Source organism: Anaerococcus jeddahensis, from assembly GCF_001182725.1.
GTDB lineage: Bacteria > Bacillota > Clostridia > Tissierellales > Peptoniphilaceae > Anaerococcus > Anaerococcus jeddahensis.
In genome coordinates this window covers 305,670-327,278 of the sequence record NZ_CWHU01000005.1, presented here as the reverse complement: position 1 = coordinate 327,278, position 21,609 = coordinate 305,670, and the positions used below count along the sequence as shown (strand labels likewise).

The window sequence follows — 21,609 nt, the reverse complement described above, 5'->3', positions numbered from 1 at the left end:
ATTATTCTTCTATATTATCTGGCACATTCCAATTTGTATAAACTTCTTGAACGTCATCGTTATCTTCAAGCGAATCGATTAATTTCATTATTTGTTTGTTATTTGATTCTTGTGCATCAATTAAATTATCAGCTAAATATGAAATATCTGCCTTAGAAAGTTTATAATTTGCTTCTTTTACTCCATCAAGAACTGTTTGGAAATCTTCTACACTTGTAATTATTTGGTAAACATCATCTTCATCTGAAACATCTTCTGCTCCAAGATCTATTACATTTAACATTAATTCATCAAAATCAATTCCATCTTTTTCAATTTCGATTAATCCTTTTCTGTTAAACATAAACATTACTGAACCGTCTGTTCCAAGATTTCCACCGTTTTTGTCAAAAATGTGCCTAATATCTGGAGCTGTCCTATTTTTATTATCTGTAAGACAATCTACAATTACAGCTACTCCATCTTTTGCATATCCTTCGTAAATTATTCTTTCGAAATTTGCTCCATTTGTATCGCCGCTTGCTTTTTTTATTGCTCTTTCTATATTATCATTTGGCATATTTTCTGCTTTTGCCTTATCAATTGCAACTTTTAAGGCTGGATTGTATTCTGGATTATCTCCACCTTCTCTTACTGCAACTGAAATATTTCTACCTAATTTTGTAAAGATTTTTCCACGTCTTGCATCTTCACTACCTTTTTTATTTTTAATTTTGCTCCACTTATTATGTCCTGACATATTTCCTCCTATTTTTATTCTTCATATAACATTATTTCATCAAGTTTTTCTATTTTTATATTTGATGAAGTCATATCAATAAGTTTTTTCTTAAAATTTTCAAATTCATCTTTTCTAATATATAAATTTATTCTAACATTTTCAAGAAAGTTCTTTTCTATAATAATATAATTCTTCTCATTTAGAAAGTTTTCTATTATTCCAAGTAAATTATAATCAAAAGTTATTTTACTTTCTATAAAAATTTTTCTATAAGTAATTTTTCCATCTAGGCAATCAGAAACTCCCTTGGTGTAGGCTCTTACTAGCCCCCCTTTACCCAATTTTTTCCCTCCAAAATATCTTGTAACCACTGCAACAAGATTAAAAAGTTTTTCTTTTTCTAAAACTGAAAGCATGGGAAGGCCTGCTGATCCTTGAGGCTCTCCGTCATCTGAATATCTTTTTATTTCTGGCTTTTGATTTATTATATAAGCATGACAATTGTGATTTGCATCCTTATATTTTTCTTTGATTTTTGCAATAAATGAAAGAGCCTCTTCTTCTGATTCAACATATTTTATATTTGTGATAAAGACTGATTTTTCTATTTCAAATTCATCTTTAATTTCACCTTCTATGGTTTTATAATTTTGGCTAATTTTTCTCGATATATCTCTCATATTTATTGTAATCTTTCTTTGAAATGTCAAATTCTAAAATCGAAGAATTTTCATCAAAATCTTTTTTGTCAATATCGTAATTTGTCATTATATAATCTAAAATTTTACCATCATGGTAGGGGATTTTCATTGAAACTTTTATATAATCATCTTTTATGACTTCAACAATTTTTTCCTTTAGTTTTTCTATATCCTCTTCGTTTTTTGCTGATATATAAATTTTTTCTTCCCTTTTTTTATAGCCCAAAAGTAAGGTCTCATTTTCTATTTTATCTATTTTATTAAAAACATAAAGAATTTTTTTATCTCCAATATCAATATCTTCAAGTGCCTTATCAATTGTATTTAATTGGGTTTCAATATCATATGATGAATCAATAACTACTAAGAGCATGTCTGAAAATTTTATTTCTTCAAGAGTTGTTAGAAAAGAATCATTTAATTCTTTCGATAAATTATCAATAAATCCGACTGTATCAGTCAAGGTCACCTTGGTATTTGAAAAATCTAGTCTTCTTGTCGACGTGTCCAAAGTTGCAAATAATAAATCATCAGAATAAACAAATTTTTCTTTGCCAAATATTTTTAGCATATTATTTAAAATAGTAGATTTTCCTGCATTTGTATATCCCAAAAGTGAAATATTTAAAATTTTCTCTCTTGCTTTTCTATTAACACTTTTCGTTTTTTCTAAATCTTTTAATTTATCTTCAAGACTTCTTATATCACGAACTATTGCTCTTTTATCAGTTTCAAGCATGGTCTCACCTGGTCCTCTTGTACCAATTCCACCGGATTGACGAGAAAGATAAGCAAACCATTTGTTTATTCTTGGTAATTGATATTTTAATTGAGCAAGTTTTATTTTCAATTTTGCTTCTTTTGTATTTGCTCTTTGGGCAAAAATATCCAAAATTAAAGTAGTCCAATCAACTACATGAAGCTTCATTCTCTCTTCAAGATTTCTAAGTTGAGATGCAGAAAGTTCAACGTCAAAAACTACAGTTTTAACATCTAATTTTTTTGCTATATCTTCAATTTCAGAAACTTTCCCCGAGCCAATATAATAGGCTGGATTTACTTTTGAAATAACTTGACTAATTTTTGCAACAGATTTTCCACCTGCTGTATTAATTAATGATTCAAGTTCAAATTCTTTATTTGGATTCTCATTTTTTTCAAAAACATTTACTTGTATAACTTCTTGCATAAACTTCCTTTCTAAAATAGATTATACAATTATTTGATTTAAATAAAAGATTTGTAAAATAATAAGCAATATTTAATCCTAATTAATAGATTAAATTTAGAAAAAATGATAAAATAATAATAAGATTTGATTTATGATTAATTTTAAATGAAAAAATAAAGACTTTAAGCAAGGAGGTCAAAATGAATAAAAAAATTTCCTCTATAGTTTTAAAAGTTTTACTTATAGCCTTATTTGCCTTTGGCATTTTGGCAACTATATTTGCAGGATTAGTTGGCGGAGGAATTTTCGAGGTTATGAAAAAATCTCCAAAAGTTAGTCCAGAAAATATAAAATACGAAATGAGTGAAAATTCTACTATAGTTGATAAAGATGGAAATGAAATTGATTCAATAAAAACAAATGAGAATAGGGATATAGTTGAAATCGACAAGGTTCCTGATAATTTAAAAAATGCATTTGTAGCAGTTGAAGACAGAAGGTTTTATAAGCACGGCGGTATTGATCCAATATCAATACTTGGATCTGCTTTTGAAAATTTAAAAAGTGGGTCGATTGTTAGAGGAGGATCTACCCTAACTCAACAGCTTGCAAGAAATACTTATCTTTCAAACGATCAAACTTATGAAAGAAAAATAAAAGAAATCTATATTTCCCTAGAAATCGAAAAATCTTTAAGCAAGGATGAAATACTTGAAGCTTATATGAACAGGGTTTTTCTAGGTCAAAATGTCTATGGTGTTCAAGCTGCAGCCCATACATATTTTTCAAAAGATGTAAGTAAATTAACTCTTGCAGAATGTGCAGCCATAGCAGGAATTGTACAATCTCCTACAGAATTTGCCCTATTTAAAACCGTACCAACTTCAGAGGTAACTAACCAAAAAGTTTTTGGCGAGTTTTCTATTGATGGTCAAAAATACTCAGCAGTTTATAATGAAAAACCATTTGAAAGGCAAAAAGATGTCCTTTTAAAAATGAAAGAAGAAAATTACATCTCTGATAAAGAATATAAAGAAGCTTTAAGTGAAAATGTAGCAAAACATATTAAGCCACCAAAAGATAAAAAACCATTAATGGCATCATATTTTAATACACTTTTAGAAAAACAAGTTGTAGAAAAGCTTGAAGATATTTATGATATTAGCGAAAAACAAGCTTATAATAAGCTTTATTATGGTGGTTTAAAAATAACATCAACAATCGATACAAAAATCCAAGACCAAGTTGAGGAAATTTATGATAATTTTTCAGAATATATTATGGGAAATACTCAAGGTTGGTACACTGCCCCACTTCTTGATCTAAGATATGATAATTATTCAAATATTATTAATGAAGAAGGAAAAATCTTATATTTTTCAAAATCAAATTTATTAAATTATGACAATGATTTGACCTTAAGAAATGATGAAGCATATTTTGATGAAAATAATAATTTTATTATAAATTCAAGTAAATTAAGTCTTGATCAAACAAATATTATTTTGAAAAACTTCTATACTTTGGACGATCAAAATTCAAATCTTAGAACTCATAAAACTGGTTTTATACAACTTAGCTCAAATGACAATGTAAAAAAAGCAAATGATGGTTCAATAATCATTACTGAATCTTATCTAAAAAAACATAAGGACTTTGTAATTGCAAATGAATCTGGATCATACTCATTAAATAAATCTTACTATGATATTGATCTTGAAGGAGTAATTCAACCTCAATCTGCAACTGTTGTAATGGATCATAAAAATGGTGAAATAAAAGCCGTTGTCGGCGGACGTAACCAACAAGGTTTAAAAATTTTAAACAGAGCGATTGATCAACCAAGGCAACCTGCATCAACAATGAAGCCACTTGCAACTTACACTCCTGCAATTGATAAGGGATATAGTTTGGCAACTGGAATTGACGATGTTCCTTTTATGAGAAAAGAAAATGGAGAAATTTGGCCAGAAAATGTTTATAGATCTTATAAAGGAATAGTTTCATTAAGAGATTCAATTGTATATTCAGTAAATACTAATGCTGTTCGTACTTTAAAAGATGTAGGAATTGATAATTCAAAAAAATATTTGAAAAAATTTGGATTGATAAAAGATGATGGCAATGATTATTTTGTTACAAAAGAAGAAAATCCAAAAAATAACGATGAAAATCTTGCGGCCATGGGTCTTGGAGCTATGACAAATGGAATGACTTTAGTTGATATGACTGCAGCTTATGCAGCCCTAGCAAATGGCGGAGAATATATTGAGCCTTTATCTTTTTCAAAAATTGAAGATAATAAGGGAAAAGTTATTTTTGATGAAAAAGATAAAAAGAAAAATAAAGTAACTAGCCCTCAAACTGCTTATCAAATTACATCAGCATTAAAATCAACAGCCGAACATTATCAAACAATTAGTCCTATTGGAATTGATTATGGAACAAAAACTGGTTCAAGCGAAAATAATATTGACTTTTGGTCTATAGGCTATAGTCCTTACTATACTGTTGGTGTTTGGATGGGGCCTGATGATCAAAATATTTATCAAAATGATTATTCAACAACAAGAGCTGAAGTTATTTGGAGAAATATAAATAATAAAATTTTAGATGGATATGAGCAAGCTAAATTTGAAGAGCCTGATGGAATAATTCATGCAAAAGTTGACACAATTAGTGGAAAACTTCCAACTCAAGCTTCTTATTCAGATCCAAGAAATACTGTAAAAGATGAAATATTTACAAAAGATAATCTTCCAAAAAAAGAAGACGACATTCACGTTTGGATTACTGTAGATTCTAGAAATAACCTTCTTGCATCAAATAAAACTCCAAAGCATTTTCAAGTTAACAGAGCTTTTATTGATAGAAAAAATTCTTATGATCCAAACAAGTGGGATGGAATTGTTCCTGAAGATTGGAAATATAATATTCCTTATAGATACTCAAATTTAGGTGAAGAAAAACCAAAATCTGATAAAAAATCTGGAAAAGATAAAGAGGAAGATGAAAAAAATAAGAATGATAATAAGGATAAAAACAATACCAATAATCAAAATAACCAAGGTAATCAAAATAACCAAGGTAATCAAAATAACCAAGGATATCAAAATAATAGATAAATTAAATTAAGTAAAAAAAGAGCCGAGCGGCTCTTTTTTTATGCTATAGATTGTAAAAATAAATCTTTTTTATTATCGTTATCTATTATTACTATCTTTTTTTCAAGTTTCAATTTATTTAATTTATCTAAAATTTTATTTCTTTCTTTTTTATTAAAATTTAATAGCCAAGTAATATAATCTTTGTTTAACTTTTCTGTTCTATCAAGACTAGGATCATCTTCATTGTTTTTTTCAGTTAGTGATCTTTTTACTGACCTTTTTAAATTTGTTACTGGTGGAAAATCCAAAAAAATAATTGTATCGCTAGCTTCTAATCTTAAATCCAAAGTATCTGGATAGTAGCCGTCAAAAATAAATGAATCATTTTCTTCTATTATCTTTTTTTGAATAGATAAAAATTCCTCATCGCTAATATGCTCATTATCATTTATCCACCAAATTTTATTTAAGTAAAAAACTTCTATGTCAAGCTTGTCTCCAAGTTCTTTGGCAAGAGTTGATTTTCCGGAACCTCCGGATCCAATTATAGTTATTTTTTCCATAATTCCTCCATACCGATTGACTATACTTAAAATTTATTACATTTCAACACCTAAAGTGCTATGTCAATATCATACTTTGTTTGGTCTGGATAATAATCTAATAATTTAAAATCTTCAATTGTAAAATCTTCAAAATTTTTAATTTCTGGATTAATTTCAAGTCTTGGTTTGCTCTTTTCATCTAGCTTTGTTTCGATTATTTTTTCAACACTTGGTATATGTTTTTTATAGATGTGATAATTTTGTATAAAATGGACAAAGTCCCCTGCCTTGTATCCTGTGACTTGAGCAATCATTCTAAGTAAGACGTAATATTGAAAAGCATTTATTCCACCAGGAGCTGCAGCCGCCAAAAAATCTCCACTTCTTTGAATCAAAGTCAAATTTAAATAATCTCCACTTACAGTCCACATAGTTAAAAATGCGCAAGGAATTAAAGTCATTTCTGCCATATCATCTACATCAATAAGATTCATTATTAATCTTCTGTTTAAAGGATTATTTTTTATTTGGTCGATAAGTCTATCGATTTGATTTGTCATTTTTCCAGTTTCTGGTGACTTAAATTTTTTATTTATTTGATAGCCATAAGCAGTTCCCAAATTTCCCTTTTCATTTTTCCACGAATCCCAATACTTAACCTTGTATTTTTCTTTCAATAAATTTACATCATTTGACCTATCTTGATAAATCCACAAAATTTCTTTTATTGCAGATTTCCAAGCAATTTTTCTTAAACTAATTAGAGGCACTTCTCCTTTCTTATAGTTTACAACTTGTTGGGGCAAAAATTTTGTATAAGCACTTTCTCCATCTTCCCAAACAGGTCTTACCTCTTTATTTAATTTTTCTTCATCATATCCCTTTTCCAAAATTTCTTTTGCAATTTCTATATATTTTTTATCTACATTATTCATGGATTTATTATATCATGAAAAATTTATAAAGAAAAAGGCTGGACAAGCCAGCCTAAAATTTTTACCTATTTAGTTTTATTTGTAATTAAATTATAAACGTAAATTAAAATTACTGAGCCCAAAATTCCTGAAATTAAACTTCCAACAAAACCTGTTACATTTATATTTACAATTCCAAGTATCCAAGAACCTATGGCTCCTCCTAAAATTCCTACAACTATATTTGCTATAGCTCCCATTTGAGCATCTGTTTTCATAATCATACTTGCGATCCAGCCGCAAAGTGCACCTATTATAATTGAACTAATCATATTACTCTCCTTTAATTTAAAAATTGCATTTTGATTTACTTTATTATTTTACCCATTCATTTGAAAATCTATCATTTTTCACATAAAAAAAACTAAATAATAAGATATATTAAGCTTAAATACTTATTAAGGTATAATAAATTTGAGGTGAAATAAATGAATGATATAAACATACTGATTGTAGAAGATGAAAAAGGTATTTCAAAAATTATAAAATCCTATCTTGAAAAAGAAGGTTATAATGTTTTTCAAGCTTTTGATGGAAAAGAAGGCTTAAGTTATTTTGAAAATGAAGAAATTGATTTAATCTTACTTGATCTTATGATTCCAGAAATTTCTGGTGAAGATCTTATTAAAGAAATTAGAAATAAATCTAATGTTCCTGTAATTATGGTTACTGCAAAGGTTAATGAAGAAGATATAATTAACGGTTTAAAACTTGGAGCTGATGATTATATGACAAAGCCATTTTCTCCAAAAGAATTAGTTCAAAGAATAAAAACTGTTTTGAGAAGAATTGAAAAATATAATATTCCTAGAGCAGATATTATAAAAACAACTGACGGCAGACTTGAAATGGATCTTGAATACAATAGATTTTTTAAAGATGGAAAAGAAATTTTTCTTACAAAAAATGAATTTCAAATTGTAAAAACTTTATTTTCAAATCCAAATAAAATTTTTACCAGAGAAGAGATTATAGAAATCACTTTTGGCTTTGATTATGATGCTTACGACAGGGCAATTGACACTCATATTAAAAATATTAGACAAAAAATAGAAGACAATCCAAAAAAACCATCTTATATTAAAACAATTTATGGTATGGGATATAAATCTGGTGGTGTCGATGACGTCTCTACGAAATAAAATTGTCAGAAATTTTGTCGCTGGAATTTTTGCCTGCATTTTGGTTTTTTCAATTGCGATTTCTTACTTATTAAGTGTTTATACAAGAAATTTTATTGCAACAACTGAAGATAATATGCCCTTGCAAATAAAAAAGCAATTTGAAAATCTTCTTGCTGACAAAGATTTGTATACAATGAAAGAAAGACTTGGAAAATTTTCTAAGTCTTTAAATATCGATATAGAAATTTTAAATAAGGATAAGGAGCCTGTTATAAGTTTTAAAGGCAGAGATGATGACGAAACTGCCCTTACTACGACAAAAAGTTACGATATTATTAATCCTAACTTAAATGAATATAGGGGGCAGTTAATAATTACCTATGATACTGGAGAAATGGCTGCAAATGAACTTTTAAATAATTTTAAAAATTCTATAATTATAGCTATTGTCATGTCTTTATCTATAGGAATTATTATTGCTTTAATTCTTTCAACAAATATTACAAATCCTATAAAACAAATTTCTGATGCTACTTTGAAAATAAAAGATGGCGAATATGACATTAATTTAGAAGAAAGTAAGATTATAGAGCTTCAAAATTTGCAAAATAATATAAGATATCTTTCAAGAAATTTAAAAAATCAAAAATATGTGAGAAAACAATATGCTCAAGATATTTCTCATGAGCTAAGGACTCCAATTACAAATCTTCAACTTTACATTGAAGCAATTAAAGATGGTGTAATTGATGTTGATGATCAAACCCTATCTTCCCTTCTTGAAGAAATTCACAGGCTAGAAGGTCTTGTTGTAAATTTAAATAAGTCTTTTAATGATAATTCTGAATATTTAAAAATTAATAAAAATGAATTTGACCTATCAAAACATATAAAATTAATTCTTGAAACCATAAAACCTAGACTTAATAAGCTAGATATCTCTTTGATTGAAGAAATCAATGATGGGATAATGATTAATTCTGATAGGGATAAAATTAGCCAAGTTGTTCAAAATTTAATTTCAAACGCAATAAAAGCAATTAAGGATGATGGCTTAATAAGAGTAAGCTTGCACGAAGATAAAAATAATGTTTATATTGATGTAAAAGATAATGGCGTTGGAATTACTGATGAGAAAAAAGAGATTATTTTTGAAAGATTTTATAGGATTGATGATGCTAGAAATACAAAAATAAATGGTCATGGCTTGGGACTTTCCATAAGTAAAAATTTTGTAGAAAGTCTTGGTGGAAGAATAAAGTTAAAATCAAAACCTGGCAAGGGCTCAACCTTTTCTGTGATTTTTCCTAAATGATTATCCACTTAAAAATTTCTAAATACACAAATATTTTGAATTTAAATAATTATTTGTATATTTACATAAATTTTTGATATATTATATTAAGGTGAATTATGAAAAGTAAAAGAGACAAAAATAAAAAAAATCAATCCGCATCAAGAAATAAAAGAGAAAAAGTTAGAAAAAAAGATATAAAAATAAGGTCCCAAAGTCCAACTATTAGAAAAAGATCAAAAAAAAGGATTAAGGCCCTAAAAAGAAAATACATGAGAAGAAGAGCAGGCCTTGTATTAGCACTTATTTTTATAATTTTCTTATCTACAAAGGCTCTTTTAGGAAAAATTAATGGCTATAATAATTACACTTATCCAAAATTTAGACAAGAAGTAATGGATTCTATTACTGAGGAAATTTTTGTTGGAAATACCAACGATAGGTCACTTACAAGTGCAGAAAAAATTTCTGATTTTAATAAACTTTCTTACTATCTTGAAAGAAATTATGCCATTGATAAAGAAAATGAAAAAAATTATAAAGAACTTATTGATCAAACTGAAACTTTCAAAAAAAAGGTTAAAAAATCTAAGTCAGATCAAGAATTTTTTGATATAGTTTCAGCCTATATTTCCATCTTGGATGATAACAGGACAAATCTTCTCGATGTAAAAACTTATAACAAAATCTTCCCTTATTATAAGGAAAACAAAAATTCTCCAAGGGGAAAGATTTTGGGAGATGCTCAAGTTGTAAATAGGTATAAAAGATTGTTGGAAAGAAAAGATAATCTATTAGGCCTTGATCTTAAAGAAAATAATAAAATTTTGGAATTAAATATGCCAGTTTTTAATTCTAATAATCTAAAAGAAGATAAGGAAAAAATCAGGCAAGTCTTAAAAAACAATCAAAATATTTCATATATTTTTATAAATTTAAGTCAAAATGAATCTATTGATGATAAGTATGCAAATGAAATTCTTCCTTTATTAATTCATAAGGACTATAATTTTGAAAAAGTTGTTTTTTATAGGGGAAATCTCTTAAAACAAAGTCTTTCCTATATGAAAAATAACAAGGACAAGGTCCCTACCACTTCTTCATTTATAGAAAATCAAGCTATAAAATTTCCTGAAGAAACAAAAGAAATTAATAAAGAAAATTATATGTATTACGATCAAATAAAAACTGAAATAAAAAAAGATCAAAATATGCCAAATAAAAAAATATATATTCTCACAAATGATAATACAAAAAATGATCCTATAAGATTTGCAAATATTTTGAAAAATACATCCGATGCAACTATCATAAAAAATGGTTTTGAAGGCGATAATACAAAAAATGATATAATTTATTATTTAAGAGCTGATATTGTTAAACTTGACCATTCTGGACTTTTGCTTTCAATAAATTCTTCAAAATCCTTGAATGAAGATGATAAATATTTAAAATATGATCAAATTATAAATGCAAAAGATCCTTACAAAAAAGTTTTATCATTAATTAAATAAAAATTTTCAAAAAAAACCTAGAGGAAATTTCCCCTAGTTTTTTTTCTTTGGCTTAAATATTATTTACGTAATTTTCACCCATTTTTGCTGTATAAACTTCAATTCCAAGTCCAACAATTAAAAATAGAAATACTAAAACAGCTCCTACAGAAGCTTTATTTGATGCAGATTCTGCTCCATCTTTTGCCTTTTGAACATTTTTCTCTAAATCTTTTTTAGCATCTTGAAGGCCATTTTTTGCACTTTCAATTTGCTTGCTTGCTTCTTTTGAAGCCTTGTCCATTCCATCATAGATATTATTTACAGCTTCTTCACTTTCTTTTGCAGAAAGGCTAGAGTTTTTGTAAACTTCATCTTGGATTGTTTCTTTATCAACTGAATCAGTGATTTTCTTTGCTTTCTTTTCTAGAGAATTTGATAAATCATCAAGAATCTTATCAGAATTTTCTGGATTTGTTAAAAGTTCTTTTCCAGCTTTTGCAATTTCATCTTTTGATTCATCAAGTTGAGATTTTAAATATCCTGGTTGAAGTTCTTTAACATCAGTTTCTTTTAAAGCACCTTCAATATTTTTTTCTAAGTCTTTTGTATCAACTCCTGAAATGGAATCTCCAACACTTGATAGAAGATTTCCTGCCCCATCAGCAGCAGTGCTTGCAACACTTCCTGCTATATCTCCTGTAGTACTTGCCACAGTTTTTGCAGCAGATCCTGCAAGACCAAGTGCAGATGAAATCATATTAATTACCAAAGCAAATAATAACATTATTGATAAAGCCCAGCTCATAAATCCATGAAGTAAAGATTGGCCTTTTGAGAATGCTCCAGAAATAAATCCAGAAATTGCAAATGCAATTATTAAAATAATTATTGTAGCAATTCCCATTCCTATTCCCATGGATTGGAAAGGATTTTGATTATTTGGTGAAAAAATTCCAAGACCCAAAGCTCCCACAAGTAAACTTAATACAGTAAATACAGATGCAAATGAAATTGCTCCCGCAATTATTGCTCCCCAAGAAATACTATTATCTTTAGAATAATCATCCTTGTACCTAGTCTTTCTTTTCTCTCTAAGCTCAGATGATCTGGCTTTTCTATTTTCTTTTAAATTTTCAGTCATAATTCCTCCTTTTTTGTTTTTTATAATATAAAATTATAAATCAATACTTTCCCATTATACTGGAAATGTTTTAATTATCAATTTCATTTTTTGAAAATTTTATTTTTTAAAAAATTTAAATAAACAAATTTAATTTTTAAAAAGATTTTTTTCTAAAATTAATCTTTTGGTTTTAATTTATTTAAAATATTATTTTTTGTATTTGTATAGACTTTGAGCATTCTCAATTTCCCTAATCATATCCCTGCCCTTTAACATTTTTTTAATATTTTTCACATCCAAAATCAAAACATCAGCTGCTATAAGTTCATTTTTTGACTCTTCTTTCAAAAATGAAGTGTTAATTACAAGAACAGGTCTTACCCTTTCATCTTGCAAATTTTTAAAATTATGAGCAAGCTTTCTTGCAAAGCCTTTATCAATATCCCTTTGTGATCTATAATCTCTAATTTCAATTGCATAGCGCCTATCATTTTTCTTTGCATATAGGTCAAATTTATTGCTTCTTTCAAAACCTTCTTGGTAGGGCTCAACCCAATATTTAGTATTTCTTAAGGCTTTTGAAATTAATTTTTGATTGGTCAAATCTTCATTTAGCATTCTTAAAGCTTTTAAAAGATTTTTTGGTTTTATTTTAAAAATTGCAGTTGTTTTAGTTTGATCTTTTCCAATAATTTTTTCATCAAAACCAACCATCAAATCATCAACAATATTAAAACATCCATGAGCTATAGCATTTCTAATATGTCTTAAAAGAGATTCAGTTTTTGTTTCCCCATCAGATTGGGTTAAAATTAATTTTTGAGAATTAGTACAAATTCTTTTTTTATATTCACTCGCCAATTTTTCATCAACTTCTTCTGTAAAAAGACAATCCTCATCTCTTAAATCCATATAAGTCATAATTTCAACAAAGGTATAATAATCATATTCCATATTTGAAATCAATTCATTTGATTTTGATTGAATTGAGGAAATACCCGGCACATACCACAACAAGTAGGCTATTGCCTCCCACATATCTGCTGACATTTTTATGGGAACTTCTTTGTGAATAATCGAATATTCTTTTGGATTTTTACACTTATCTTTTTCAAATTTTTCTGTTAATTCCATTTTTACTTCCTTTATTTTTCTCTTTATAAATTTACCCAGAAAATAAAAAACAATTCATCAAATTAAATAAAATTAAAAATAATTGTTTATTTTTTTATTTATGGTTATAGTTATAATGACGTAATGAAAATAAAATTTAAAAGGAGTAAAAAATGAAACTTGCAATTATATATTATTCACAAACAGGCCACAATTTTCAAATGGCAAAATGGGTAAAAGAAGAAGCTGAAAAAACGGAGCTGAAGTTAGGCTTTTAAAAGTTAAAGAATACCTAGATGAAAAAGGGGCTGAAGAAAATCCAGGATGGAAAAAATATTTAGAAGATTCTAAGGAAATAAAAGAAGCTACATCAGATGATTTAATTTGGGCTGATGCAATAATTTTTTCATCACCAACAAGATTTGGAAATATTTCCTTCCAATTAAAAGCATTTTTAAATGCCCAAGGAGGAGTTTGGGCCAAAGGTTTATTAACAAATAAAGTAATTTCAGCAATGACTTCTGCTCAAAATAATAATGGTGGTCAAGAAGGAACAATAACAGCAATTTATACAAGTGCAGCTCACTGGGGAGGAATAATTGTTCCAGTAGGATACACTGATGATTCAGTTTATGCACAAGGCGGAAACCCTTATGGTGCAAGTGGCACTGCAAGAAACGATGGATTTTCAAACGAAATCGAAAATGCAGTAAAAGCACAAGCAAAAAGAGTAGTAGAGATCACAAAAAAACTTGTAGATTAAAAGCATAAAAAAATGACCCGCCATGACCTGAACCCCAAAATCCGGAATACGGATGGAGGGGTTTTTGTATGCCAAAATACACAAAAGAATTCAAGATAAAATTAGTAAAAGAATATTTATCAGGTAAATCAGGTGGACAACCTGCATTAGCACATAGATACAATATACCTGAAAGCACTCTAGAAAATTGGATACGCAAATATCAGTCAGGTGGCTTTGAGAACTTATCTAAAAAGTTAAAAAACGAAAAATACACTAGTGAATTTAAACTATCTGTAATACAATATAGGCAAATCAATAATACTTCGCTTAGAGAGACTGCAGAGCACTTTAATCTTGTTAATGGTTCCATGGTATACAGATGGGAAAAAGATTATCAAGAACGTGGTCTATCTGGGCTAGAAGATAACAGAGGAAGGCCTAGAAAAGATATGAGCAAAGCAAACAAAAAGTCTAAACTAAATACTCCAATAAACGAAAGTGAAAGAGAAGAATTAATAAGATTAAGAGAAGAAAATAGGCTTCTTAAGATGAAAATAGTCTACGAAAAAAAGCTACAAGCCTTGCTACTAGAAGAGGAAGCCGAAGCAAGGAAAAGACAAAGATAATCCTCAACTTACAAAAAGAATATCCTGAAAGTAAAATAAGCGAATGGTTGGATATAGCTAAGTTACCAAAATCATCATACTATGAGTGGAAAATAAAATTAGAACAACCAATAGATAAAGACAAACAAATTAAAGAGGAAATAAAAACTATAGTAGAATCTTCAAAAGGTAGATACGGATATAGAAGAGTTACTCTAGTATTAAAAAATAAAGGATTTAAAATTAACCATAAAAGAGTTTTAAGAATAATGAGAGAAGAATCCTTGCTTTGCTCTAAATTTAAAACTAGATCAAGAAAATACTCGTCATACAAGGGACAAATAGGTAAAGTAGCAGACAATATAGTAAATAGACAATTTAAGGCAAGTAAACCAAATCAAATATGGCTAACAGATGTAACAGAATTCAGAATAAAGGGTAAGGAAGAAAAACTTTATCTATCACCAATATTAGACATATACAACAGTGAAATAATCAGCTATACACTAAGTAATCACCCAACAATAAACTTAACTAATACTATGCTAGAAAAAGCACTAGAAGAAAATAAAGACATTAAAGATTTAACTATACACTCAGACCAAGGATTCCATTATCAACACAGTTCATGGACTAAAAAACTAGAAAAAATGAATATTAGGCAAAGTATGTCAAGAAAAGGAAATTGCTTAGACAATTCTCCTATGGAAAACTTCTTTGGAATCTTGAAACAAGAAATGTATTATGGGGCGGAATTTAAAAACTATAATGAATTAGTTATTGAGATAGAAAAATATATTAAATGGTACAATGAGGATAGAATTAAAACAAAATTAAACGGAATGTCCCCTGTCATGTACAGATTACATTCCGCTTAAAATATTATTAAATTATTCCGCGTTTACGGGTTCAGGTCAGCCAAGGTCATTTTCTTTATTTATATTCTCTTTTGTTCATTGTACAACAATCTAATTTTTCATTTCCAAAAGATTTTTTATTTTCTTTTGCTAGATTTTTTAAGAATTTTTCCCATCTATTTTTTATTGTTTCAAAAATTTTCATATTTTACCTCCTTAGGTAATAACTTGTAAATTTTCTACAATAATATTTATACCGGAAAAAATTATTTCTTTCAAATTTTAATAATATTTTACTCATCCCATAATTAAAGACAAGATATCTTTTCCAAAGGTAGAAAGATATACTTCCATTTCATTATCTTTTAAAAATTCATCGATTGTTCTTTTTGCTATAAAAAAAGCATCTTTTTCTGGATAACCATAAATTCCTGCAGAAATTAAAGGAAAGGCTATAGATTTTATTTTATTTTCCTTGGCAAGATTTAAAGAATTTTTATAAGCATCTGATAAAATTTTTTCGCAAGCTTCCTTGTATATTTTATTATAAATTGGGCCTACCGCATGGATTATATGTTTTTGATAAAGATCAAATCCCTCTGTAATTACAGCCTCTCCTGGTTTAATTGGGGATAATTTTTGGCAAGATTCTTTTAGCTTTTCTCTTCCAGCTTTTTCAAAAATTTGTCCACAAATTTCCCCACCTTCTATCAAATCAACATTTGCTGCATTTACAACTGCATCAACTTTTAATTTTAAAATATCAATATCAACTACTTGTAATGTCATAATAACTCCTTTTTAATATTATAACTTGAAAATTAAAAAAATCATAATATACTAATCTTGTAGGATTAATTTAAAATGAAGTTTAATAAAATTAATTTACAATTGCATTTATTACAGTATAATTAAAATGAAAATAAAAATACTTAATATTATTTTAAAAAAGAAAGTAAGGGATAGATAATGAAAAATAAATTTTCTAAAATCATAAATTTTATACCAGTATATTTTAGGGCTATGAAAGATAAAAATACTCCAAAACTTGCAAAACTTTTGGGACTTGGAGCAATTTTATATGCAGTAATGCCAGCTGATTTGATAAATGATATGATCCCATTTTTGGGAATTTTGGATGATGCAATCGTCCTTCCATTTTTAATTTATATAACAAGCAAAATGATTCCTGATTCTGTAATGGAAAAGGAAAAAATCGAATATGTAGAAGAAAATAAATAAAAGACCCACTCGGGGTCTTTTTTTATTGTTTTATTTTAAAAGTTTTTTGTGCAAATTTATATATTAAAAAACTTGCAAGTCCTACAAATCCTATTATAAAAATTGAAATTATTAACATAAATTTAATCTCTCCAATTTTTGTTGCCAAAGCCGGAAGTCCAAATATAAATATATAATACAAAAACATATTCATTAAAACTAAAACTACAGATTTCTGTTTTCCTTCTTTATCAAAAGGTTGAATTATATAATACTGAAACAAGGGCAAAACTGTAAAAAATATTGCATTTAATACTATATAAAAAATTGGTAATGATAAATTTAAATCAGTTTTTGTCAAAAATTTTATTGCAAAACAAATATAAATTATAAACATAGCTCCCATAGGAATTGACATAAGTTTAAAAACTGAATTAAATCTTAACCAAAACATTTTCAATAAATTCTTATCTTCCCTATAAAAATTGTAATACAAAAGTGACGAGTCACAGTTTTTATAAAATGCCATTAGTATTAAATCTTGTTTAAATAAAATATATGAAATTATTGGAATTATAAATATTAAAATTTTATAAACTTCTTTCACCTTTATTGTAAGGCTTGATGCAAATAAAAATCCACCAATTCCTAAAATAAGAAAAATACCACTTTTTATTAAAGTTGGTTTTAAAAGATGTCTTTTGTGCCTTTTAAAAAACAAATTATTTAGATATACAAATCCTTCACCTTTAATCTTTTCTTTGTTATTTACATCTTTATTTTCAATTTTTACAACATTATTTTGCATATCTTTTGAATTTTCTACTGCTAGTTTATATACATTTATTGTTTTTTCGATTATTTTGTCATAGCCCTTGAAATTTTTAAAATATTTCACAACAAAGGGAAATAAAATTAAATTTATAAAGAAAAATCCAAGACTTAAAACTTTAAAATCAAGTTTTATTATTAAAACTAACAAACTTATTGCCAAATCCAAAATTAAAATCAAAATGATTTGTAAAAATGATCTATCTTCAAAAAATGATTTTTTTCTTCTTTCATATATTTTTGTCCAAAATCCCGTAATATTTATATTATAAAAATAAATACCAAGACTAAATAAAAATGTGTAAATAGGATTTATATTTGCAAAAATTTTACCAAAAATCACAAATCCCAAAGTCCTTCCAATAAAAATCAAAAATGGCTCTAAATACAAAAATATGCGCGCCAAATCATTTGGAAAAAAATTGAAATTTTTACTTAAATCAGAAAAGGCATTCCCATTATCTGTTAATAATGATGATGTTATCATATTTGTAATATAAAAACTAAAAGGAAAGCAAGTAAGTATAACTGATCCAAGACTTAAATCAAAATCACTCCTAAAAAATAAGGGAGATTTATCAGAAATTTCAAATAAAAACTTTAATAAAGTCCTTGAAATAAAAACTGCAAAGCCAAAGGTTAATATTGATTTGATAAATTGCCATATTATTGAAAAAATCGGAACAAATGTATTTATGATTTCTTTTAAATCATAAAAATAATACTTGTCGCCCAAGTGTTTTCCAATTAAAGGAACTTTTCTTATCCCGTAAACCATCCCATTAAAAACTTTGGTGATCTTTATTCTTTCAATTAATAGAAATTTGGAAAAATACCTACTCATCTTTATCACCCAAATTTTCATCATCTAAATTTATATCAATATTTTCGACATTTTTACTTGTCAAAAGCTTTATTATTTTATCTTCAAAATCCTTATCTTCTGAAACCATCTTATCAACTTTTTGTAAATTCTTATCATGGAGAAGGACAATATCATCACAAATATCTTTTGCAAGTTGTAAAATATGAGTTGAAAAAATAATTATATGGTCCTTGTGAATATCTCTAATTATTTTTTTCATTTCAAGTTGAACAACTACATCAAGGCTTGTAAGAGGCTCATCCATCAAAATAACCTTTGGTCTTAAAATCAAAAACATAAGCATTTGAAGTTTATTTTTCATCCCTGTTGAATAATCTTGGATAAGCCTATCGGTATCTTCAATATCAAAATCCACAAGAGAAAAATATTCTTCTATTGATTTTTCATTTTTAATATTTTCCTTATTAGCCTCTACAAAAAATTTTATAAATTCTCGTCCAGTAAGAAATTTTGGAAGGTCTGGCTCTGCAACCATGAAAAATACGTCCCTAAAATCAAGTTCTTTCTTTCCATTTTCATCAAGAAGATAAATATTTCCAGAATCTTTTTTAATTTGTTCACTAATCAAAGAAAAAAGCGTAGTTTTTCCTGCCCCATTTCTTCCCAAAAGAGCATAAACAACTCCCTGTTCAAAAGTGTAATCTATATTTTTCAAAACTTCTTTTTTACCAAAAGTCTTGGAAAGATTTTTTATCTCAAGTTTCATAAAAACTCCTTTAATTTATTTATATTTAATTTATTAAAAATAATATTGCTTCATCAATAATCTTTTTTCATTATAACAAAAAAATAAGCAAGTACAAAACTTGCTTAAACTTTTGACAAAGTATACAAATCCTCACGCTAAGAATATCATACGTAAAAAATTAATTTGATTTCAAATTTGAAAATTCGTCAAAAATCGCACTCTAAATTTTAAAGCTATGACTTATTTGTTAAATAAATTAAATTCAATTAAATTTAAATTCTTCGGTTTACTCCGAGGGATAAATATTAAAATCGTGCCACTGGCACAATTTTAAGCTATTTATCTGTCATCGCCTTAGCGAGTTTGCGATTTTAGAATTTTGAAATTTAGAAATCAACAATTTTTGAAGTCAGATATTCGTGCTTGAGGGTTTGTATAAGCTCTGAGCAAGCTCAAAACTTGCTTTTAAAATTTATGAAATTTTTCCACCAGAAATTTTTACATCTTCTCCATTATGATTTATTATAGTTTTTATGGCAATATTTATTGCTTTTAATGAATTTTCCAAATCCATTGAAGAAATATTTGTCTTATTTATAACTTGTTCTGGCAAATATGGAATGTGAATAAATCCTGCCCTTATGTTTTTATATTTTTTTGCCAAATACAAGGCCTCATACATCAAATGATTACAAACAAAAGTTCCTGCTGAATTTGAAATTTCTGCTGGAATATTTTCTTTTTTTATCTCTTCAACTATTTTTTTAATTGATAAATTTGAAAAATAAGCATTTTCTCCATCATCTCTTATTTTTTCATCAATCGGCTTTTTACCATCATTGTCAAAAATTCTTGCATCATCAATATTAATAGCAATTCTTTCAACAGTAATAGAACTTCTTCCACCAGCTTGACCAATACACAAAATTACATCTGGCCTTATTTTTTTTATATTTTCTTCCAAAATTTGACCAGATTTTTTAAAAACTGTAGGAATTTCTAATTTAAATATTTGGGCACTTCCAATTTTCCCATCAACTTTTTTCACAAGTTCAATAGATGGATTTATTTTTTCTTTATCAAAAGGATCAAATCCTGTAAGTAAAATTTTCATTTTCCATCCTTTCATATTCAATTCCATCAATTTTTTCAATATATTTTACAAAATCAACCAAGAGATTTACCCCTCTTAGCATATCTTTTTCATTTATATCAAAATTTTCGCTGTGGTGGCTGTCTTTTAAATTTGATCCTAAAATAAAATGCACAGTTTTTCCACCGCTTCTTCTTACTTCATTTAAAAAATATGCAATATCTTCAGATCCCTTTAATTCGGCATCAACCAGTTTATAGGATTTTTCCTTATAATACTCTCTTAATTTTTTTATAAAATTTTCATCATAAGGCATAAGAGATGGAGCTTGGCCCTTTATTTCAATTTCATAGGAGCAGTCATAGGAAATTGCAGATCCCTTTATAATTCTATTTACACCATTATACAAATAAGAAATTATTTGATCATTTTCTCCCCTAATTTCCATTTCGATTTTCGCCTTGTTTGCAATGATATTTCTTCCGCTTCCTGCATTTAATTTTCCTACATTAATTCTAGCTTCTCCCATAGAATGTTGGGCAAGGCTATTAAAATTTAAAACTGCACTAGATGCAGCAAGGAGAGCATTGTGTCCTTTTTCAGGACTTGCTCCAGCATGTGAAGCCTTGCCCTTAAAAATAATATCTATTTTTTTTGTAGCAAGAAATCCATGACTTCCGACTCCAATTTGACCACTTTTTACATCCATTCCAATATGCATTCCTGCCATATAATCAAAATTATCAATTATGGGATTATTCATCAAAGAATAGGCTCCCCTTACTCCCTCTTCTGCAGGTTGAAAAATAAAAATTATTTTCCCTTTTAACTTATCCTTATTTGATGAAAGAATTTTTGCAAGCTCAATTCCAATTGACATGTGGGCATCGTGACCGCAAGCGTGCATGGCAAAGGAATTTTTTGACGAAAAATTTAAAATATTTGGTAGATGGCCAGCTGAATCTGTTTCCTCTAGTTCATTTGCATCGATATCAAATCTAAATCCAATATTTGGCCCAGGTTTTTTTGTATCCAAAACTGCAATTAGACCAGTATATGAATCTAAAATTTCATCCTTTTTTTCTATATCAGAAATTTCAATAGAGTTTCTATAAGAATTAATTTCATCTTTTTCTGGCAGTCCCATTCTTTTGTTAAAATAAATTTCTTTTCCATAAAAAAGTTTTAGGTCATAAGGCTTTAATTCTTCAATTATTTTTGCAGTTGTCAAAAATTCCATCCATGCAGGCTCTGCATATTTGTGAAAATGTCTTCTTAATCTAATAAGATCTTCTTCAATCATTATAAATCCTT

20 protein-coding genes and 2 pseudogenes are annotated in these 21,609 nt (G+C 27.5%); 8 read left to right on the top strand and 14 right to left on the bottom strand.

Translation table 11 applies throughout. The features are described 5' to 3' along the window. Position 1: 1 nt before the first annotated feature. From BN2087_RS04640 to hflX, 3 genes are read right to left on the bottom strand one after another with little or no spacing between them, the layout of a single operon-like run. Positions 2-739, bottom strand: coding sequence for a YebC/PmpR family DNA-binding transcriptional regulator (locus tag BN2087_RS04640; RefSeq protein WP_049690692.1), 738 nt, complete (start codon positions 737-739; stop codon positions 2-4). Between the two features lie 14 nt (positions 740-753). Next, positions 754-1,401: a YigZ family protein gene (locus BN2087_RS04635; protein WP_049690691.1), complete on the bottom strand. Its 648-nt coding sequence runs from the start codon at positions 1,399-1,401 to the stop codon at positions 754-756. Next, positions 1,376-2,611 (bottom strand): GTPase HflX, encoded by a 1,236-nt coding sequence (gene hflX / locus BN2087_RS04630; RefSeq protein WP_049690690.1) that lies wholly within the window; start codon positions 2,609-2,611, stop codon positions 1,376-1,378. Before hflX ends, BN2087_RS04635 begins: the two co-directional genes overlap by 26 nt. A gap of 182 nt (positions 2,612-2,793) precedes the next feature. Here hflX and BN2087_RS04625 point away from each other — a divergent pair, with 182 nt between their 5' ends. Continuing rightward, entirely contained in the window at positions 2,794-5,718 is a 2,925-nt protein-coding gene (locus tag BN2087_RS04625) for a transglycosylase domain-containing protein (RefSeq protein ID WP_049690689.1), read from the top strand. Between the two features lie 38 nt (positions 5,719-5,756). On the opposite strand, the gene BN2087_RS04620 is transcribed toward BN2087_RS04625, so the two are convergent. From BN2087_RS04620 to BN2087_RS04610, 3 genes are all read right to left on the bottom strand, one after another. Next, positions 5,757-6,263 (bottom strand): AAA family ATPase, encoded by a 507-nt coding sequence (locus BN2087_RS04620; protein WP_049690688.1) that lies wholly within the window; start codon positions 6,261-6,263, stop codon positions 5,757-5,759. 50 nt (positions 6,264-6,313) lie between these two features. Beyond that, positions 6,314-7,180 carry a thymidylate synthase gene (gene thyA / locus BN2087_RS04615; protein WP_049690687.1) on the bottom strand — a complete coding sequence of 289 codons (867 nt, stop codon included), beginning with the start codon at positions 7,178-7,180 and terminating at the stop codon, positions 6,314-6,316. A 65-nt stretch (positions 7,181-7,245) separates the two neighbouring features. Next, positions 7,246-7,491, bottom strand: a complete 246-nt coding sequence (locus tag BN2087_RS04610; protein ID WP_049690686.1) for a GlsB/YeaQ/YmgE family stress response membrane protein — start codon at positions 7,489-7,491, stop codon at positions 7,246-7,248. Positions 7,492-7,647: 156 nt separating this feature from the next. Here BN2087_RS04610 and BN2087_RS04605 point away from each other — a divergent pair, with 156 nt between their 5' ends. The 3 genes from BN2087_RS04605 (at position 7,648) to BN2087_RS04595 (ending at position 11,151) form a co-directional block, all read left to right on the top strand. Beyond that, positions 7,648-8,361, top strand: a complete 714-nt coding sequence (locus BN2087_RS04605) for a response regulator transcription factor (protein WP_049690685.1) — start codon at positions 7,648-7,650, stop codon at positions 8,359-8,361. Beyond that, positions 8,342-9,658 carry a sensor histidine kinase gene (locus tag BN2087_RS04600; RefSeq protein ID WP_049690684.1) on the top strand — a complete coding sequence of 439 codons (1,317 nt, stop codon included), beginning with the start codon at positions 8,342-8,344 and terminating at the stop codon, positions 9,656-9,658. The genes BN2087_RS04605 and BN2087_RS04600 overlap by 20 nt, the downstream gene beginning before the upstream one ends. A 98-nt stretch (positions 9,659-9,756) precedes the next feature. Next, positions 9,757-11,151 carry a hypothetical protein gene (locus tag BN2087_RS04595; protein ID WP_049690683.1) on the top strand — a complete coding sequence of 465 codons (1,395 nt, stop codon included), beginning with the start codon at positions 9,757-9,759 and terminating at the stop codon, positions 11,149-11,151. A gap of 52 nt (positions 11,152-11,203) precedes the next feature. On the opposite strand, the gene BN2087_RS04590 is transcribed toward BN2087_RS04595, so the two are convergent. Then, entirely contained in the window at positions 11,204-12,274 is a 1,071-nt protein-coding gene (locus BN2087_RS04590; protein ID WP_049690682.1) for a hypothetical protein, read from the bottom strand. A 189-nt stretch (positions 12,275-12,463) separates the two neighbouring features. After that, positions 12,464-13,390 (bottom strand): hypothetical protein, encoded by a 927-nt coding sequence (locus BN2087_RS04585; RefSeq protein ID WP_049690681.1) that lies wholly within the window; start codon positions 13,388-13,390, stop codon positions 12,464-12,466. A 292-nt stretch (positions 13,391-13,682) separates the two neighbouring features. On the opposite strand from BN2087_RS04585, the pseudogene BN2087_RS09545 reads away from it, so the two are divergent. The 3 genes and pseudogenes from BN2087_RS09545 to BN2087_RS04570 all read left to right on the top strand — a co-directional run. Then, positions 13,683-14,132, top strand: a pseudogene (locus BN2087_RS09545) (NAD(P)H-dependent oxidoreductase); the annotation flags it as partial. A gap of 68 nt (positions 14,133-14,200) precedes the next feature. Then, entirely contained in the window at positions 14,201-14,740 is a 540-nt protein-coding gene (locus tag BN2087_RS04575) for a helix-turn-helix domain-containing protein (RefSeq protein WP_049690680.1), read from the top strand. Beyond that, positions 14,725-15,597 (top strand): annotated as a pseudogene (locus BN2087_RS04570) (IS3 family transposase); the annotation flags it as partial. The gene BN2087_RS04575 and the pseudogene BN2087_RS04570, both read left to right, overlap by 16 nt. 55 nt (positions 15,598-15,652) lie before the next feature. Here BN2087_RS04570 and BN2087_RS09515 read toward each other — a convergent pair. Together BN2087_RS09515 and BN2087_RS04565 are read right to left on the bottom strand one after the other, a co-directional pair. Continuing rightward, on the bottom strand, positions 15,653-15,781 hold the full coding sequence (locus BN2087_RS09515; protein ID WP_280641582.1) for an LDCC motif putative metal-binding protein: 129 nt from the start codon (positions 15,779-15,781) through the stop codon (positions 15,653-15,655). Between the two features lie 92 nt (positions 15,782-15,873). Continuing rightward, positions 15,874-16,365: a macro domain-containing protein gene (locus tag BN2087_RS04565; protein ID WP_049690679.1), complete on the bottom strand. Its 492-nt coding sequence runs from the start codon at positions 16,363-16,365 to the stop codon at positions 15,874-15,876. A gap of 180 nt (positions 16,366-16,545) precedes the next feature. Here BN2087_RS04565 and BN2087_RS04560 point away from each other — a divergent pair, with 180 nt between their 5' ends. Continuing rightward, complete coding sequence (locus tag BN2087_RS04560) at positions 16,546-16,818, top strand: YkvA family protein (protein ID WP_049690678.1); 273 nt, start codon at positions 16,546-16,548, stop codon at positions 16,816-16,818. Between the two features lie 22 nt (positions 16,819-16,840). On the opposite strand, the gene BN2087_RS04555 is transcribed toward BN2087_RS04560, so the two are convergent. The 4 genes from BN2087_RS04555 to BN2087_RS04540 form a co-directional block, all read right to left on the bottom strand. Then, entirely contained in the window at positions 16,841-18,472 is a 1,632-nt protein-coding gene (locus BN2087_RS04555) for a hypothetical protein (RefSeq protein ID WP_049690677.1), read from the bottom strand. Beyond that, on the bottom strand, positions 18,465-19,220 hold the full coding sequence (locus BN2087_RS04550) for an ABC transporter ATP-binding protein (protein WP_049690676.1): 756 nt from the start codon (positions 19,218-19,220) through the stop codon (positions 18,465-18,467). The genes BN2087_RS04555 and BN2087_RS04550 overlap by 8 nt, the downstream gene beginning before the upstream one ends. A 454-nt stretch (positions 19,221-19,674) precedes the next feature. Then, entirely contained in the window at positions 19,675-20,316 is a 642-nt protein-coding gene (gene pcp / locus BN2087_RS04545) for a pyroglutamyl-peptidase I (RefSeq protein WP_049690675.1), read from the bottom strand. Then, positions 20,291-21,598 (bottom strand): amidohydrolase, encoded by a 1,308-nt coding sequence (locus BN2087_RS04540; RefSeq protein WP_049690674.1) that lies wholly within the window; start codon positions 21,596-21,598, stop codon positions 20,291-20,293. The genes pcp and BN2087_RS04540 overlap by 26 nt, the downstream gene beginning before the upstream one ends. Positions 21,599-21,609 lie beyond the last annotated feature (11 nt).

Coding starts and splice junctions, on each gene's coding strand:
- BN2087_RS04640 (WP_049690692.1), bottom strand. CDS start 739: ATGTCAGGACATAATAAGTGGAGCAAAATTAAAAATAAAAAAGGTAGT.
- BN2087_RS04635 (WP_049690691.1), bottom strand. CDS start 1,401: ATGAGAGATATATCGAGAAAAATTAGCCAAAATTATAAAACCATAGAA.
- hflX (WP_049690690.1), bottom strand. CDS start 2,611: ATGCAAGAAGTTATACAAGTAAATGTTTTTGAAAAAAATGAGAATCCA.
- BN2087_RS04625 (WP_049690689.1), top strand. CDS start 2,794: ATGAATAAAAAAATTTCCTCTATAGTTTTAAAAGTTTTACTTATAGCC.
- BN2087_RS04620 (WP_049690688.1), bottom strand. CDS start 6,263: ATGGAAAAAATAACTATAATTGGATCCGGAGGTTCCGGAAAATCAACT.
- thyA (WP_049690687.1), bottom strand. CDS start 7,180: ATGAATAATGTAGATAAAAAATATATAGAAATTGCAAAAGAAATTTTG.
- BN2087_RS04610 (WP_049690686.1), bottom strand. CDS start 7,491: ATGATTAGTTCAATTATAATAGGTGCACTTTGCGGCTGGATCGCAAGT.
- BN2087_RS04605 (WP_049690685.1), top strand. CDS start 7,648: ATGAATGATATAAACATACTGATTGTAGAAGATGAAAAAGGTATTTCA.
- BN2087_RS04600 (WP_049690684.1), top strand. CDS start 8,342: ATGACGTCTCTACGAAATAAAATTGTCAGAAATTTTGTCGCTGGAATT.
- BN2087_RS04595 (WP_049690683.1), top strand. CDS start 9,757: ATGAAAAGTAAAAGAGACAAAAATAAAAAAAATCAATCCGCATCAAGA.
- BN2087_RS04590 (WP_049690682.1), bottom strand. CDS start 12,274: ATGACTGAAAATTTAAAAGAAAATAGAAAAGCCAGATCATCTGAGCTT.
- BN2087_RS04585 (WP_049690681.1), bottom strand. CDS start 13,390: ATGGAATTAACAGAAAAATTTGAAAAAGATAAGTGTAAAAATCCAAAA.
- BN2087_RS04575 (WP_049690680.1), top strand. CDS start 14,201: ATGCCAAAATACACAAAAGAATTCAAGATAAAATTAGTAAAAGAATAT.
- BN2087_RS09515 (WP_280641582.1), bottom strand. CDS start 15,781: ATGAAAATTTTTGAAACAATAAAAAATAGATGGGAAAAATTCTTAAAA.
- BN2087_RS04565 (WP_049690679.1), bottom strand. CDS start 16,365: ATGACATTACAAGTAGTTGATATTGATATTTTAAAATTAAAAGTTGAT.
- BN2087_RS04560 (WP_049690678.1), top strand. CDS start 16,546: ATGAAAAATAAATTTTCTAAAATCATAAATTTTATACCAGTATATTTT.
- BN2087_RS04555 (WP_049690677.1), bottom strand. CDS start 18,472: ATGAGTAGGTATTTTTCCAAATTTCTATTAATTGAAAGAATAAAGATC.
- BN2087_RS04550 (WP_049690676.1), bottom strand. CDS start 19,220: ATGAAACTTGAGATAAAAAATCTTTCCAAGACTTTTGGTAAAAAAGAA.
- pcp (WP_049690675.1), bottom strand. CDS start 20,316: ATGAAAATTTTACTTACAGGATTTGATCCTTTTGATAAAGAAAAAATA.
- BN2087_RS04540 (WP_049690674.1), bottom strand. CDS start 21,598: ATGATTGAAGAAGATCTTATTAGATTAAGAAGACATTTTCACAAATAT.